The sequence below is a fragment of the Plantactinospora veratri genome (assembly GCF_036421995.1).
GTDB lineage: Bacteria > Actinomycetota > Actinomycetes > Mycobacteriales > Micromonosporaceae > Plantactinospora > Plantactinospora veratri.
The window spans coordinates 350,044-365,769 of sequence record NZ_JAZGQL010000005.1; the positions used below are offsets into that span (position 1 = coordinate 350,044).

General features: G+C 71.4%; 12 protein-coding genes. 7 read left to right on the forward strand and 5 right to left on the reverse strand.

The annotated features are described in order from the left end of the window. Positions 1–4: 4 nt before the first annotated feature. The 5 genes from V1634_RS07770 to V1634_RS07790 all read right to left on the reverse strand — a co-directional run bounded on the left by V1634_RS07770 (position 5) and on the right by V1634_RS07790 (position 5,236). Positions 5–844 (reverse strand): GNAT family N-acetyltransferase, encoded by an 840-nt coding sequence (locus V1634_RS07770; protein ID WP_331207056.1) that lies wholly within the window; start codon positions 842–844, stop codon positions 5–7. Between the two features lie 82 nt (positions 845–926). Further along, the gene (locus V1634_RS07775) at positions 927–1,961 is read right to left on the reverse strand and encodes a LacI family DNA-binding transcriptional regulator (RefSeq protein WP_331207057.1); all 1,035 of its coding nucleotides are present in this window, start codon (positions 1,959–1,961) and stop codon (positions 927–929) included. Between the two features lie 60 nt (positions 1,962–2,021). Then, the gene (locus V1634_RS07780) at positions 2,022–2,933 is read right to left on the reverse strand and encodes a carbohydrate ABC transporter permease (RefSeq protein WP_331207058.1); all 912 of its coding nucleotides are present in this window, start codon (positions 2,931–2,933) and stop codon (positions 2,022–2,024) included. A gap of 1 nt (position 2,934) precedes the next feature. Further along, complete coding sequence (locus tag V1634_RS07785; RefSeq protein ID WP_331207059.1) at positions 2,935–3,864, reverse strand: carbohydrate ABC transporter permease; 930 nt, start codon at positions 3,862–3,864, stop codon at positions 2,935–2,937. 73 nt (positions 3,865–3,937) lie between these two features. After that, complete coding sequence (locus tag V1634_RS07790; RefSeq protein WP_331207060.1) at positions 3,938–5,236, reverse strand: ABC transporter substrate-binding protein; 1,299 nt, start codon at positions 5,234–5,236, stop codon at positions 3,938–3,940. Positions 5,237–5,418: 182 nt separating this feature from the next. Between V1634_RS07790 and V1634_RS07795 the strand changes: the two genes are divergently transcribed. The 7 genes from V1634_RS07795 to V1634_RS07825 all read left to right on the forward strand — a co-directional run bounded on the left by V1634_RS07795 (position 5,419) and on the right by V1634_RS07825 (position 15,662). Then, the gene (locus V1634_RS07795; protein WP_331207061.1) at positions 5,419–7,488 is read left to right on the forward strand and encodes a beta-galactosidase; all 2,070 of its coding nucleotides are present in this window, start codon (positions 5,419–5,421) and stop codon (positions 7,486–7,488) included. A gap of 253 nt (positions 7,489–7,741) precedes the next feature. Further along, positions 7,742–9,358 carry a glycoside hydrolase family 53 protein gene (locus V1634_RS07800; RefSeq protein ID WP_331207062.1) on the forward strand — a complete coding sequence of 539 codons (1,617 nt, stop codon included), beginning with the start codon at positions 7,742–7,744 and terminating at the stop codon, positions 9,356–9,358. 108 nt (positions 9,359–9,466) lie between these two features. After that, positions 9,467–11,053, forward strand: coding sequence for a glycoside hydrolase family 53 protein (locus V1634_RS07805; protein WP_331207063.1), 1,587 nt, complete (start codon positions 9,467–9,469; stop codon positions 11,051–11,053). Positions 11,054–11,382: 329 nt separating this feature from the next. After that, the gene (locus tag V1634_RS07810; protein WP_331207064.1) at positions 11,383–11,946 is read left to right on the forward strand and encodes a DUF4956 domain-containing protein; all 564 of its coding nucleotides are present in this window, start codon (positions 11,383–11,385) and stop codon (positions 11,944–11,946) included. Further along, complete coding sequence (locus tag V1634_RS07815; RefSeq protein ID WP_331207065.1) at positions 11,943–12,809, forward strand: polyphosphate polymerase domain-containing protein; 867 nt, start codon at positions 11,943–11,945, stop codon at positions 12,807–12,809. Before V1634_RS07810 ends, V1634_RS07815 begins: the two co-directional genes overlap by 4 nt. Before the next feature lie 5 nt (positions 12,810–12,814). Then, positions 12,815–14,902, forward strand: coding sequence for a CotH kinase family protein (locus V1634_RS07820; protein WP_331207066.1), 2,088 nt, complete (start codon positions 12,815–12,817; stop codon positions 14,900–14,902). Between the two features lie 166 nt (positions 14,903–15,068). Then, the gene (locus V1634_RS07825) at positions 15,069–15,662 is read left to right on the forward strand and encodes a PadR family transcriptional regulator (protein ID WP_331207067.1); all 594 of its coding nucleotides are present in this window, start codon (positions 15,069–15,071) and stop codon (positions 15,660–15,662) included. Positions 15,663–15,726: the final 64 nt, after the last annotated feature.

Here is a 15,726-nt window from a genome sequence, read left to right on the forward strand (position 1 = left end):
AGCGTCAGAAGAGCACGGTGGCGAAGGTGCCTACCGAGCGGAACCCGCAGCGCTCGTAGACCCGGCGGGCCGGGGCGTTGTAGTCGTTGACGTAGAGGCTCACCGTGGGGGCGACCCGGGCCAGCGCGTCCCGGACCACCGCGGCCATGGCGGCGACGCCGATCCCCCGCCCCCGCCAGGCCGGGTCGACCCAGACCCCCTGGATCTGCGCGGTGCGCCGGGTGACGACCGCCAGCTCGGCCTTGAAGATCACCTGACCGTCGACGATCCGGGCGTACGCCCGGCGGGCCCGGACCAGTTCGGCCACCCGCTGCCGGTAGGCCCGCCCGCCATCCTCGGCCAGCGGCGACACGCCCACCTCCTCGGTGTACATCGCCACCGCCGCCGGAAAGAGCGCGTCGATCTCACCCGCCCGCACCGGGTGCACGTCCGGGTCGGGCGCCACCTGCGGCGCCGTCCCGGTCGCCAGCAGCGGCTGGTTCGGGCGTACGTCCCGGGCCGGTCCCCACCGGCCGGAGAGCCGCTCCCAGAGCCCGAGCACCCCGTCCGCCCGGCCGACGATCGACGAGCAGGTGCGCTCCTCGGCACCGAGCGCCTCGGCGAAGGCGGCGATCGCGGGCCGGCCGGCGCAGACCGGGGTGACCTGGCCGCCCAGCCAGCAGAGCGACTCGAGGTTGTCCCGGGTGCCGTAGCCGAGCACCCGACCGTCCGCCCGCCACCAGGACAGGCCGTTCGCGGCGACCCGCTCGGCCACCTGCGCGGCGGCGTAGGGGTCGAGGTCGAGGATCCGCTCCACCGCGCCGCGTTCGGCCTCTCCGAGCTGGCGTACCGGCACCATCAGCACGCCTACCAGCGTGCCAGATCATCGGCCGGGGGACGGGCCGGATCACCGCGCCGGCCCCGGGCGGGTCCGGACATCCCGCCCGTTACGCGGACTCCCGGATCACCAGCTCGGTGGGGAGGATGACCGCCGCGTGCGAGTCGCCGGCCAGGTGCCCGAGGAGCAGCCGGACCATCTCGGCGCTGATCCGGGCCCACGGCTGCCGGATGGTGGTCAGTCGCGGTACGGAGGTGGTGGCGACCTTGGAGTCGTCGAAGCCGCCGACCGCGACGTCGTCCGGGATCCGCTTGCCGGCCCGGCGCAGCGCGGCCATCGCGCCGGTGGCCATCAGGTCGGAGCTGACGAAGACGGCGTCCAGCTCCGGAACCTGGCGCAGCAGCCGCTCCATCGCCGCCTCGCCGGCGTCGTGCGTGTAGTCGCCGGTCACCACCAGCCGGGGGTCGACCTCGCCCAGCACGTCGTGGTAGCCGGCGAGCCGGTCCACCCCGCCGGAGGTGTCCAGCGGGCCGGTGATGGTGCCGATGCTCCGGTGCCCCCGCGAGCGCAGGTAGCTGACCATCTGCCGGGCGCCGCCCCGGTCGTCGGCGGCGACGTAGCTGACGTCGCGGTCCCGGCCGAGCGGGCGGCCGACGGCGACGAAGGGCAGGCCCCGGGAGTCGAGTTCGTCCAGCAGCGGGCTGCCGGCGTGGCTGGAGATCACCAGCGCGCCGTCCACGTGCCCGGCGGTGACGTACCGGCCGACCCGCTTGCGGTCCTCCTGGGTACCGGCGATCGTCAGCAGCAGGGTGATGTCGTGCTCGGCCAGCTCCTGGGTGCAGCACCGGAGCAGGATGTTGAAGTTCGGGTCCTCGAAGAGCCGGTCCTGCGGCTCGGAGAGGATGAAGGCGACCGAGTCCGACCGCTGGGTGACCAGGCTCCGGGCGTGCTGGTTGAGCACGTACCCGGTCTTGCGGATCGCCCGCCGGACGGCTTCCAGCGCCGGGCCGCTGACGTTGTGCCCGCCGTTGAGCACCCGGGAGACGGTGCCCCGGGAGACGCCGGCCACCGCCGCCACGTCGTCCATGGTCGGGCGGGGCCTCGTCCGGCGGGTACGGCTACGGCTGCGGTCGGGCGCGGTCACGCTGTCATTGTCCCCGGGTCGGCAGCCGGCGGCGGCACCGGAGCTTGTGACACACCTCGCCTACGCCTTGACCGAGCCGGAGATCAGGTCCACCCGCCAGTACCGCTGCAAGGAGAGGAAGAGGGCCACCAGCGGAATGATCGACAGCAGCGATCCGATGATCACCAGCCGGTACAGCGCGGGTTCGGTCGAGCCCCGGTTGAGCAACGTGTAGAGCCCGAGCGTGACCGGGAACCGGTCGTCGTCGGCGAGCATGATGAACGGCAGCAGGAAGTTGTTCCAGATGGCCACGAACTGGAAGAGGAACACGGTGATCAGTCCGGGCACCATCATCGGCATCGCCACCCGGCGGAAGATCCCGAACTCGCTCGCGCCGTCCACCCGGGCAGCCTCGATCACCGAGTCCGGCACCGCCGAGGCGGCGTAGATCCGGGCCAGGTAGATGCCGTACGGGCTGACGATGCTCGGCAGCAGCACCGACCAGTACGTGTCGGTGAGCCCGACCTTCGCCAGCAGCAGGTACTGCGGGACGGCCAGGATGATCCCCGGCACCAGCACTCCGGCGAGCAGTACGTTGAACACCGTCGACCGGCCGGCGAACCGGTACTTGGCCAGCGTGTAGCCGGTCAGCCCGGAGACCAGCGCGGAGAGCACCCCGCCGACCCCGGCGTAGAACGCGGTGTTGAGCATCCACCGCCAGAAGATCCCGTCCGCGTACGTCGACAGGTCGGTCAGGTTCGCCAGCATCGAGGTGCTCGGGGCGAAGGTGAAACTGGTGAAGAGCGTCGACCCGCTCTTCGTCGACGCCACCAGCACCCAGACCACCGGCAGCAGGCAGTACACCGCCCCGATCAGCAGTACGGCGGTGGGCACCAGTTGCGACCAGCGGGACCGGTCCGGCCCGTCGGCCGGTCCGCTCGGGGTGGCGGGCGCCCGGCCCGGGGTGACGATCTCGGCGGTTCTGGTCGCCATCTCAGCGCTCCTGTCCGAATGCCCGGTTCTGCACCAGCCGCAGGAAGCCGAAGGAGAGCACCAGGGTGACGGCCGCGATCAGCACCGAGGTGGCTGCGGCGGCGTACGGGTCGTCGGTGGCGAAGGCGTCCCGGTAGACCTTCATCAGCGGCGTCCAGGTGGACGAGATCGAGTTGGTCAGCGGGCGGAGCGCCATCGGTTCGATGAAGACCTGAAGGGTGGCGATCATGCTGAACACCGTGGTCATCACGAGCGCCGGTACCAGCAGCGGAATCTTGATCCGCAGCGCGATCTGCACCTCGGAGCAGCCGTCGAGCCGGGCCGACTCGTACAGCTCCAGCGGGATCGCCCGGAGCGCGGTGTACAGCACGATCATGTTGAAGCCGACGCCGCCCCAGAGCGCGATGTTGACCACCGCGAAGAAGACGGAGTCCCGGCCGAGCAGGTCCGGTTCGGGCAGCCCGACCCAGGCCAGCAGGTCGTTGACCGGGCTGGTCGCCGGCAGGTAGAGGAACCCCCAGAGCAGGCTGGCGATGATCGCCGGTACCGCGTACGGGAGGAAGATGGCGGTCCGGGAGAACCGGCCGAAGCGGACCCGGGGCCGGTCCAGCAGCAGGGCGAAGAGCAGGGCCAGGCCGAGCATGGTCGGCACCAGCAGTGCCCCGTAGCCGAGCACCCGCAACCCGCCGGACCAGAGTTCCGGGTCGCCGATCGCCTCGCGGTAGTTCTCCAGGCCGGCGAAGATCTCCCGCCGGGCGCCCCTGCCGAGCCCGAGGCCGCTCACCTGCACCTTTCGCAGGCTCAGGTATCCCGCGTAGCCGATCGGCAGGATGACGAAGAGGACGAAGAGGATCACCGCCGGGGCGAGGAAGGCGTACGGGGCTGCCGTACGCCTTCCCCGGCGGCCGACCCGGGTGGTGGCCGTGGACATCGACGCTCCGTTCGGTCGGCCGGTTGTCGTCATTGCACCGCACCGGCCCGACGAACGAGCCGGTGCCCTCCGGTCAGCCGGCGACGGTGAAGCCGTTCTTGCGCATGTCGGCCACCGTCGCCGCCTGCATCGCCTCGACGGCGGTGCTGAACGGTGCCCGCGCCGTGATCGCCTTGGCGAACTCGTCCTGGTAGGTCTGGTAGGTGACGTTCACGTTCGGCCCCCAGGTGACCCCGGCGGCGGTCTCGGCGATCTGCTTGGCCACCGGGTAGAAGTCGGCCTGTCCGGCGAAGAAGTCCGGCGGTTGGGCCAGGGCCGGGCCGGCCTGGGCGTCCCGGGCCGCCGGGTAGACCGCGCACTCCCGGACCAGCAGGGTGGTGGCGGCCGGGTCGGTGTTCAGCCAGCTCGCGAACTTGACCGCCGCCGCCTTGTGCTTCGACGCGGCGGTCACCCCGGTGGAGGAGCCGCCCCAGTTGCCGGTCTTGTTCTCGCCGGCACTCCACTGTGGCAGCGGGGCCATCGCCCACTTGCCCTTGGTGTCCGGCGCGTTGCCGCTCAGCACGCCGGGTCCCCAGACCGCTCCCGGCCAGGCCAGCAGGGTGCCGTCGTTGAGCGACTTGTTCCACTCCGGGGTGTACATCGGCCTGCCGTCGACGACACCCTCGGCGACCAGGCCGCTCCAGTAGTCCGCGACCTTCTTCGTCGCCGCGTCGTTGACGGTGACCCGCCAGGACTCGCCGTCGATCCCCCACCAGGAGGCTCCGGCCTGCTGGGCGAGGCCGGCAAACCATCCGGGGTCGGTGGCGGAGAACGTGGTCAGGTGGTGTTTGCTGCTCTTGCTCCGCAGCGTACGCGCGGTCTGGGCGAACTCCTCCCAGGTCTTCGGCACGGTCAGGCCGAACTGCCGGAACAGGTCGGTGCGGTAGTAGAGCATCATCGGCGCGGCGTCCTGCGGGATCGCGTAGACGGCGTCGGTGCCGAGGGTGACCTGCTGCCAGGTGCCCTCGGCGAACCTGTCCTTCAGCGGTTTGGCCTGCTCGGCGATGTCGGCGAGCACGTCGTTGCTGACCAGCGTCGGCAGGGCCTGGTATTCCACCTGGGCCAGGTCCGGCGGGTTGCCCGCCTTGGCCGCGGTGAGCAGCTTGGTGATGATGTCCGCGCCCCCGGCCTGCCGGCTCAGCGTCACCTTGATGTCCGGGTTGTCGGCGTTCCACCGGTCGACGAGCGTCTCGATCTTGGGAGCCCAGGACCAGAAGGAAAGCTCGACCGGCCCGCTGGCCTCCGGTTCGTCGTCCGAGTTCGAGGTGCAGGCGGCGAGGAGACTGGCGCCGAGCACCAACGCCAGGACCTTCGCGCCGAGCGAACGGGTCATCTCAACCTCACAGTTTTCGCTGTGTCATCTGCTGTTGATCGGACAGAAACAACTGGGAGCGCTCACAGTCTTGAACCCGCGATCGATCATGTCAAGGGACTCATTAAGGCTTGTTCTCCTTGTAGATCCGTGTGCAATCATGCGCACTACCGTTGGGAGCGCGCACAGTTCGGAGATCCCGCATGAGTCAGACCCCGCATCTGGTGGTAACCGCGACGAACGCACAGGCCGGGCCGCTGCCCCGGCTCGACCGGCTGGCGTACGGCGGCGACTACAACCCCGAGCAGTGGCCGGAGCACGTCTGGGTCGAGGACGTCGAGCTGATGCGTACCGCCGGGGTGAACCTGGTCAGCGTCGGGATCTTCTCCTGGGCTCTGCTGGAGCCCGCCGAGGGCAGCTTCGACTTCGGCTGGCTCGACCGGCTCCTCGACCGGCTGCACGCCGGCGGGATCGCCGTCGACCTGGCCACCCCTACCGCCGTACCCCCGGCCTGGTTCCGCCGGCGCCACCCGGAGGCCCGGTTGGTCGACCGGCACGGCGTACCGCTGGGCGGCGGAGCGCGGCAGTCCTTCTGCCCCAGCTCACCCGCGTACGCCCAGGCGAGCGCCCGGATCACCGAGGCGCTGGCCCGGCGCTACGCCGAGCACCCGGCGCTGGTGCTGTGGCACTCGCACAACGAGTACGGCGGGGTCAACGCACTCTGCTACTGCGCCACCTCGGCGGCCTCGTTCCGGGACTGGCTGCGCGACCGGTACGGCGACCTGACCCGCCTCAACGACGCCTGGGGCACCACCTTCTGGGGCCAGCGGTACGGCGACTGGGCCGAGATCGAGCCGCCGCTCGCCGCGCCCACCGCGGTCAACCCGGCCCAGCAGCTCGACTTCCTGCGCTTCTCCTCCGACGCGCACCTGGCCAACTTCCGCCGGGAACGGGACATCCTGCACCGCCTCTGCCCCGGCGTACCGGTGACCACCAACTTCATGCTGGCCAACTGCAAGACCATCGACTACTGGCGCTGGGCCGACGAGGTGGACGTGGTCTCCAACGACCACTACCTGCGGGCCGAGGAGCCGGACAACCACATCGAGCTGGCGATGTGCGCCGACCTGACCCGGGCGGTGGCCCGGGGCCGGCCCTGGCTGCTGATGGAACACTCCACCTCGGCGGTGAACTGGCAGCCGCGCAACATCGCCAAACGCCCCGGCGAGCTGCGCCGCAACAGCCTGATCCACCTGGCCCGGGGCGCCGAGTCGGTGCTCTTCTTCCAGTGGCGGGCCGCCCGGTTCGGTGCGGAGAAGTTCCACTCCGCGATGCTGCCGCACGGCGGCACCGAGACCCGGATCTGGCGCGAGGTGGTGGCGCTCGGCGCCGAGCTGCCCGCCCTCGAACCGCTGCGCGGGACCCGGGTGGTCGCCGACGTCGCGGTGCTCTGGGACTGGGAGTCCTGGTGGGCCGTCGAGCTGGACTGGCGCCCCTCGGTCGACCTCGACTACCGGGAGCGGATGGCGGCGTACTACGAACGACTCTGGCGGGACCGGCTCACCGTCGACTTCGCCCATCCGGAACGGCCGCTGGACGACTACCGGCTGGTCGTGGTGCCGAGCCTGTACCTGACCACCCCGGCCGCCGCCGAGAACCTGCGCCGGTACGTCGCCGGGGGCGGCACGCTGCTGGTCTCGTACTTCTCCGGGATCGCGGACGCCGACGACGCCGTACATCCGGGGGGTTATCCGGGGGCGCTGCGGGACCTGCTCGGCCTGACCGTCGAGGAGTTCCTGCCGCTGCGCTCCGGCGAGACGCTGCGCCTCGGTCCGGCCACCGGGGACGGTCCCGGGGCCGGGGGCGCCCCGCTGACCGGGGACGTCTGGGCCGAGGCGGTGGTGCCGCACGGGGCGGAGCCGGTGCTGCGCTATCTGGACGGCCCGGCCGCGGGTGGTCCCGCCGTCACCCGGCACTCCCTCGGTGCCGGCCACGCCTGGTACGTCTCCACCCGGCTGGACGCGGCCGGGCTGGGCCCGGTGCTCCGGGCGGCGTACCGGGACGCGGGCCTGGTCCCGCCGGACGGGGTGCCGGACGGGGTCGAGCTGGTCCGGCGGGCGGGTGCGGACGGCAGCCGGTTCCTGATCGCGGTCAACCACGCCGACCGGGACGCGGAGCTGCCGGCCACCGGCACCGACCTGGTCGACGGCACCGTCCACGATGGCGTGCTCCGGCTGCCGGCCGGCGGCGTACGGGTGCTGCGCACCACCTGACCGGCCGAAGCGGGCCCCGACCCGGGTGACGGCGCCGAACGGCGGGGACCTCTTGACATCGTCGGACGCGGATGGTTCTGTGAGCGCTCACAGCACCATTCGCTCACCAAACGCCTGGCTCAAGCGTTATCGCAGCTAGCACCGGTCCGATTCGAGTTGTGAGCGCTCCCAGATCCGCTGCCGGTGGGCGAGGTTGGTGCCCTGGCGGCTCCGCCCGGGCGCCTTGCACGAGTCCACCGAGGAGCGTTTGTCGATGCAGCAGAGAAGACTCGGGTCCGGGGCCGTCGCGCTGGTCGCCGCCGTCGTCGTGGCCCAGCCGACGCCGGCGGTCGCCGGGACCGACGGCGGGATCCCGGTGTCGACCGGCACCGTGACCGCCGGGGGCTTGGCCGCCGACCTGCGGAACCCCGGTTTCGAGACCGCCGGCCCGGACGGCTCACCCGCCGGCTGGTCCGAGCGCGGTCAGCGGTCCGCCAGCTACGTCGAGCCGGGCGGCCGGTCCGGCGGGAACCGGCTCACCCACTCGGCCGACCACCCGTACCGGGTGGCGACCGTCCAGCGACTCACCGGGCTGCGCCCCGGCGACCACACCCTGCGGGTGGCGGTACGCGCCAGCGGCGGCCAGCGGGACGCGTACGTGGCGCTCAGCGGCTGCGGTGGGCCGACCCGACGGGTCGAACTGCCCCGGACCGGCCCGCAGTGGTGGGTCGAGGTCGCGCTGACCACGAGGGTCGGCTCCGGGCACTGCACCGTCGAGTTGGTCTCGGACGGCAACGCCGGGGACTGGGCACACTTCGACGACCTCACGCTGCGCCCGGCCACCCGGCCGGCCGGCGCCCCCGCGCTGCGGATCGCCGGAGCCGACGTCTCGCACCTGACCAAGAACGAGCACCACGGCGCGGTCTACCGCGACCGCGGCGGACGGCCCGGCGACGCGCTGCGCATCCTCGCCGACAACGGCGTCAACTACGCCCGGGTGAAGGTCTGGGTCGACCCGGCCGACGGCTTCAGCGACAAGGCGGACGTACTGGCCAAGGCGCGCCGGGCCAAAGCGCTCGGCATGGGCCTGCTGGTCGACTTCCACTACTCCGACACCTGGGCCGACCCGGGCAAGCAGTTCAAGCCGGCCGCCTGGGCCGAACTCCCCTTCGACCAGCTCCGGCAGGCGCTCTACGACCACACCTACGACGTGGTGGCGAGCCTGCGCCGGCAGGGCACCCCGGCCGACATGGTGCAGGTCGGCAACGAGATCAACGGCGGGATGCTCTGGCCGGACGGGCGTTGGGACAACTGGGACGGGCTGGCCGCGCTGCTCACCGCCGCCAGTACCGCGGTCACCGACGCCTCGCCGCGCAGCAGGGTCGCGCTGCACCTGGCCGAGGGCGGCGACAACGGCGGCCACCGGTGGTGGTTCGACAACGCGGTCAGCCGGGGCGTGCCGTTCGACCTCATCGCCGTCTCGCACTACACGTACTGGCACGGCCCGCTCGGCTCGCTCCAGGCCAACCTCCTCGACCTGACCGCCCGGTACGGCAAGCCGGTGATGGTGGTGGAGACCGGGTACGGCTTCACGCTGGCCGAGCAGGACCACGAGGCCAACATCTTCAACGCCTCGCTGCAACAGGTCGCCGGCTATCCGGCCACCCCGGCGGGTCAGGCCGAGGCGATCCGCGACATGGTCACCACCGTCTCCGCCGTACCCGGTGCGCTCGGGATCTTCTACTGGGAACCGACCTGGACCGCGGTCGACGGGGCCGGCTGGGATCCGGCCGACCCGACCTCCGGGGACGGCTGGGAGAACCAGGCGCTCTTCGACTACTCCGGACGGGCCCTGCCCGGACTGCGGGTACTCGGCGGCGCCGCCCGATAGCTCCAGGTGGGCCGGCGTGCCGGAGGAGGGGACGACGGCCGACCTGGCTGGCCGGCGTACCAGCGCGGGTACGCCGGCCACCCATCCCCCTCGACGGAAGGAACCCCCATGAGCGGTCCGTCCCATCCGCTCCGTACGGCCGCCGCCGCTCTCGGCGCCGTACTGCTCGCCGCCGGCCTGGTCGCCGGCCCCGCACCGAGTGCGGTCCGCGCCGCCGCCACCGTCACCAACCCGGGCTTCGAGTCCTCCGGCGCCAGCCAGAGCCCGACGGGCTGGTCCGAGTCGTCCAGCTCGGGACAGCAGAGTGCCAGCTTCACCGAGGCCGGCGGGCGGTCCGGCAACTACCGCCTGTCGCACTGGGCCTCCGGCGCCTACCGGGTGGAGACCTACCAGCAGCTCACCGGGCTGGCCGCCGGGGCGTACACGTTGCGGGCCTGGGTCCGCTCCGGCGGCGGCCAGGTCGCCGCGTACCTGGCGCTGCGCGGCTGCGGTGGCGCCGAGCAGCGGGCCAGCATCCCGACCGCGTCGAGCTGGACCCAGGTGTCGGTGACCGCCCAGGTGACCGGTGGGCAGTGCACGGTCGCGGTGGTCTCCGACGCCCAGGCCGGTAACTGGATCAACGTCGACGACGTCGAGTTCACCGGCGGCGGCACCAATCCGGGCGCGGCCGTCCCGATCCGCGGTGTCGACATCTCCACCCTGCTCAAGAGCCAGGACCGGGGCGGCGTCTACCGGGACGCGGCCGGCACCCAGCGGGACCCGTTGCAACTGCTCACCGCGGGCGGGGTCAACTACGCCCGGCTGAAGGTCTGGGTCAACCCGGCCGACGGCTACAACAACAAGGCCCGGGTGCTGACCATGGCCAGCCGGATCAAGGCGCAGGGGATGCGGCTGCTGGTCGACTTCCACTACTCGGACAGCTGGGCCGACCCGGGCAAGCAGAACAAGCCCGCCGCCTGGAGCGGCTACAACTTCAACCAGCTCCGGGACGCGGTCTACAACCACACGTACGACGTGCTGAACGCCCTCAAGGCGCAGGGTACGACGGCCGACATGGTGCAGGTCGGCAACGAGATCAACGACGGCATGCTCTGGCCGGACGGGCGCAGCAACAACTGGGCGAACCTGGCCACCCTGCTCACCGCCGGCAGCAACGCGGTGAAGGCGGTGAACAGCTCGACCCAGGTGATGCTGCACCTGGCCGAGGGCGGCAACAACTCGCAGCACCGGTGGTGGTTCGACCAGGCCACCTCCCGGGGCGTGCCGTTCGACGTGATCGGGGTGTCGCACTACCTCTACTGGCACGGCTCGCTGGGCAGTCTCCAGGCGAACCTGAACGACCTCGCCTCCCGGTACGGCCGGCCGGTGGTGGTCGCCGAGACCGCGTACGGCTTCACCCTGAACGCCGACGACAGCGAGCCGAACATCTTCAACTCCTCGTTGCAGTCCGCCGGCGGGTACCCGGCCACCCCGCAGGGCCAGGCCGACGCGCTGCGGGCGGTCTTCAACGTCGTCCGGTCGGTGCCGAACGGTCGGGGCCTGGGCGTCTTCTACTGGGAGCCCACCTGGACGGCGGTGCCCGGCAACGGCTGGGATCCGACCAACCCCTCCTCAGGCAACGGCTGGGAGAACCAGGCGCTCTTCGACTACGGCGACCGGGCGCTGCCGGGCCTGGCGGTTTTCGGTTCGGTGTGACCCGGGGCTGAACCGCCCGAGGTGGCATACCGGCCGGTGTGCCACAGCCGCGGGGGGGGGGGGGGGGGCGCCCCCCCCCCCCGCGGGCCCCCCCCCCCCCCCCCCCCCCCACCCCACCCAACCCCCCCCGGCCGATCGACAGCACCCGCATAAGATTGGCAGCCGTAAATAAAACCTGTTACAAGCTGTTAGCGACAGGCATGACTCAGGATCGATGTCCTTCAATGTAATCTGGTAGTCGGCGTCCGTTTACCCACCGGCCACCGGATGTAACCAGGAGGACAGGACCCATGCCCCAACTCGCCCTCTTTGCGGCGGATATCGTCGCAGTGACCCTGCTCGTGTTCGGGCTCTACTTTCCACGCCACCGGCGCCGAGACCTGGTCGCCGCGTACCTCGGCGTCAACATCGGGGTGATGGCGGTGGCGAGTTCGCTCGGCACCAGCAGCGCCGGCACCGGCCTGGGTCTCGGTCTGGCGCTCTTCGGGGTGCTCTCCATCATCCGGCTCCGTTCCACCGAGCTCGACCAGCACGAGGTGGCGTACTACTTCTCGGCGCTGGCCCTCGGCATCCTCTCCGCCCTCGGCGGCGGTCCGGCCTGGCAGGTACCGGCCATGATGACCCTGATCCTGGTGGTGATGTTCGTCGGCGACCATCCCCGGCTGTTCCGCAGCTACCAGCGGCAGAGCATGTTCCTCGACTCGGCCTTCACCGACCACGTCGCACTGGTCGCCTACCTCGAACAGAAGCTCGGCGCCCGGGTGCACTCGGCCAGCGTCCAGCGTCTCGACCTGGTCAACGACACCACCCTGGTCGACGTGCGCTACTCGCACCCGTCGGTGCAGCGGGCGGTCCGCAACGTCACGGTCTCCACCGGTGGGGTGCCCCGATGACCAGCACCGCCGTCGACTGCGCCCTGCCCGCGCACCTGGAACCGATCGGGCTGGACGAACTCACCGAACGCGCCGCGTTGCAGACCCGGGTGGACCGCAAGTACGTGCTGCCGGTCAGCGAGGCGCGGGCCGTCGTCGCGCAGGTGGGTCCGGACACCATGGCCCTGGAGATCGACGGACGCCGCTCCTTCGAGTACCGGTCGGTCTACTTCGACACCCCGGAACTGACCAGCTATCTGCTCACCGCCCAGCGTCGGCGTCGCCGGTTCAAGGTGCGCACCCGGACCTATCTCGACTCGGCGGAGTGCTGGCTGGAGGTCAAGACGCAGGGTCCCCGGGGCAACACCGTGAAGGACCGGCTGCCGTACCGGGCGGACCACGAGACGACCCTCTCCCCCGGCCGGCAGTTCGTGGACGGCGTACTCGCGAGGGAGTCCATCGAGGTCGGCGACGGAGTCTTCGCCCCCGTCCTCGTCACCAGGTACCGGCGCAGCACCCTCTTCCTGGCCGCCACGGTGAGCCGGGTGACCATCGACACCGAGCTGACCTGGGAGAGCGACGACGGGCCGCTCCGGTTGCCGGGACTCGCGGTGGTGGAGACCAAGACGGGGTCGACCGCGTCCTGCGTGGACCGGCTGCTCTGGGCCCGGGGCCACCGGCCGGCGCGGATCTCCAAGTACGCCACCGGGCTGGCCGCGCTCCGGCCGGACCTGCCGTCCGCACCCTGGCGCCGCACCCTGCGCCGCCACTTCACCTTCATCGGGGCCACCGACGGCCACCGGTCTCACCTCGACGTCGACCGGTCCGGCCTCAGCCTCGTGGCGAGTGCGGTCCGTCCCGCGAACAGCTCTGGAACGGAGTAGGGAAGATGCGCACACTCAGTTACTACCTGGCGGGGGTCCTGGTCGCCGCGGCGATGGGCCCGGCGGCAGGACCCGCTCCGGATCGGGGTGACGGCTCCGACCGTCCGGTGTCGGTCGCGCACGACGCGGCGACGCAGAGCGGCGGCGGGGCCGCCGCCGGACCGGCGGACAGCAGTACCGACGCGGCGGCGGAGGCTCAGGCGGACCCGACAGGCGACATCACGTTCTCGGTGCCGAGCGGCACCTTCCAGGGCGAGGTCACGGTCACCCTGGGCAGCACGGTGAGCGGGGCGGAGGTTCGGTACACCACCGACGGCCAACCGCCCAGTGCCAGTTCGCCGGTCTACTCCGGCACCGCACTGCGGTTCACCCGTACCACCCAGGTGCGGGCCCAGGCGTACCTGAACGGCGCCCCGACCGGTGCGCCCGGCACCGCCATGTACGTCGCCCGCGCGGTGAACACCGCGCACGACCTGCCGGTGCTGCTGCTCGACGCGTACGGGCGGGGCGCACCGGGGCGGGACTACATCGACACCGCCGTCATGCAGTTCTCCCCGGTGAACGGGACGACCTCGCTCTCCGCCGCACCCAGCCTGGTCAGCCGGGGCGGCTTCCACCTGCGCGGACAGTCCAGCGCGATGTTCCCGAAGACGCCGTACCGGCTGGAGTTGCGGGACAACGCCGACGACGACGCCGACCTGCCGCTGCTTGGCATGCCGGCCGACTCCGACTGGGTGCTGCGCGGCCCGTACAGCGACAAGGCGCTGATCCGGGACGCCTTCATGCACGGCCTGGGCCAGGACATGGGCCTGTACGCCCCGCGCTACGCCTTCGCCGAGGTGTACGTGAACACCGACGCGAACCCGGTCGCCGCGAACGACTACCTCGGGGTCTACCTGATCGTCGAGACCATCAAGAACTCGAAGAACCGGCTCGACCTGAAGCAGCTCGACGAGGACGACGTCACGCTGCCGAAGCTGACCGGCGGATACATCTTCAAGTTCGAGTGGATGGCGGCGGAGGAGCCGACCCTGCCCTGCCAGGGTGCGGACGCGACCTGCTGGCACTACCTGGAGGTGGTCGACCCCGATCCGCTGCAACCCGCGCAGGCTGAGTGGCTGCGCCAGCACATCCAGCAGTTCCACGATCTGATGCGCAGTCCCGGGTTCGCCGATCCGGTGACCGGCTATTCGTCCTTCATCGACGTCGACTCCTTCGTCGACCAGCTCATCATCAACGAGTTCGGCCGGGGGATGGACGCCTACCTGCGGAGCGCGTACTTCCACAAGGACCGGGACAGCAAGATCGTCGCCGGTCCGCTCTGGGACTTCGACCTGACCTTCGGGGTGGGCGGCTTCTTCCAGAACGACCAGATCGCCGGCTGGCAGCACCAGCAGACCCGTACCCCGAGCGCGAACGACTGGTTCCAGCGGCTGCTCCAGGATCCGGCCTTCGTCAACCGGGTCAAGGTCCGCTGGCAGCAGCTCCGCCAGGGGGTGCTGTCCAACGCCCAGCTCCAGGCCCGGATCGACCGGTTGACCGCCCCGCTGACCGCCGCCGCGCAGCGGAACTTCCAACGCTGGCCGAACCTCAGCACCCGGATGGTCGGCCCGTTCATCACGCCGACCTCGCCGACCTGGCAGGGACAGGTGCAGTTCATGCGGGACTGGATGTTCCAGCGGGCGGCGTGGCTGGACACCACCGGCGGCTGGGGATCGGGCGGGACCAACCCGACCACTCCGCCGACCACCAGGCCGCCGACCCCGCCGGCCACCACCCCGCCGGCCACCGGCCGGACGTGTACGGCTGCCTACAGCGTCACCGGCCAGTGGACCGGCGGCTTCCAGGCCAGCGTACGGGTCACCGCCGGTTCGGCCGCGATCACCGGCTGGCGGGTCAACTGGACGTACGCCAACGGGCAGACGGTCAGCCAGTCCTGGGAGGCGACCGTGACCAGCAGCGGTACGGCGGTGACCGCGACCAACGCCGCGCACAACGGGGCGCTCGGGGCCGGGGCGAGCACCACCTTCGGGTTCCTCGGCACCTGGAACGGCACCAACAGCCTGCCCACACCCACCTGTACGGCGTCCTGACCGCCCGTCGTCCGTAGCGGTACTCCTGCCGGCGTCGGCCCCTGGGCCGGCGCCGGCAGTGTGATCCGGGTCTCCCGGAGGAATCGTTCGGATCTGCGGACGTGTTGTCGTCGATAGTTTCCCGATATATCGTTGAGCTATCAACGACAGTCTCAAGGAGGCCCACGTGGGTTTTCACCGAGGGTTCCACGCGATGCACGAGGCCCGGATGCGCGGCTTCGGCTTCCCGCCCGGCGGCTACGGTCACGGTGGCGGCCACGGCCATGGCCGGGGTGGCGGCCGGGGACGCGGCGGTGGCCGGGGACGGCGGCCGAACGTCCGTGCCGCCGTACTCGCCCTGCTGACCGAGCGGCCGATGCACGGCTACGAGATGATCCAGGAGCTGGACTCGCGTACCGGCGGCGCCTGGCGGCCGAGCCCGGGGTCGATCTACCCGACCCTGCAACTGCTGGAGGACGAGGGCCTGATCGCGGCCAGCACCGAGTCGAGCGGCGGCCGACGCCGCTTCGGGCTCACCGAGGCCGGGCAGGCGGAGGCCACCCAGGCGGCCGCGCAGCCGCCGTGGGCCGAGTTCGCCCAGGACACCATCAACAGTTGGCACGACATCCGGGAAGCCGGCTTCCAGGCGATGAACGCGCTGCGCCAGGTGATGATGACCGGCACCGACGACCAGCGCGAACGGGCCGCGCAGGTGCTCGACGAGACCCGGCGCAAGCTCTACGCGATCCTCGCCGAGTCGGATTCGGAGTCGGCAGAGTAAGCCGACGCTCGGCCGGGCCGGCGGTGCTACGCCGCGCCCGGCCGAGCGCGACGGTCAGCGCACC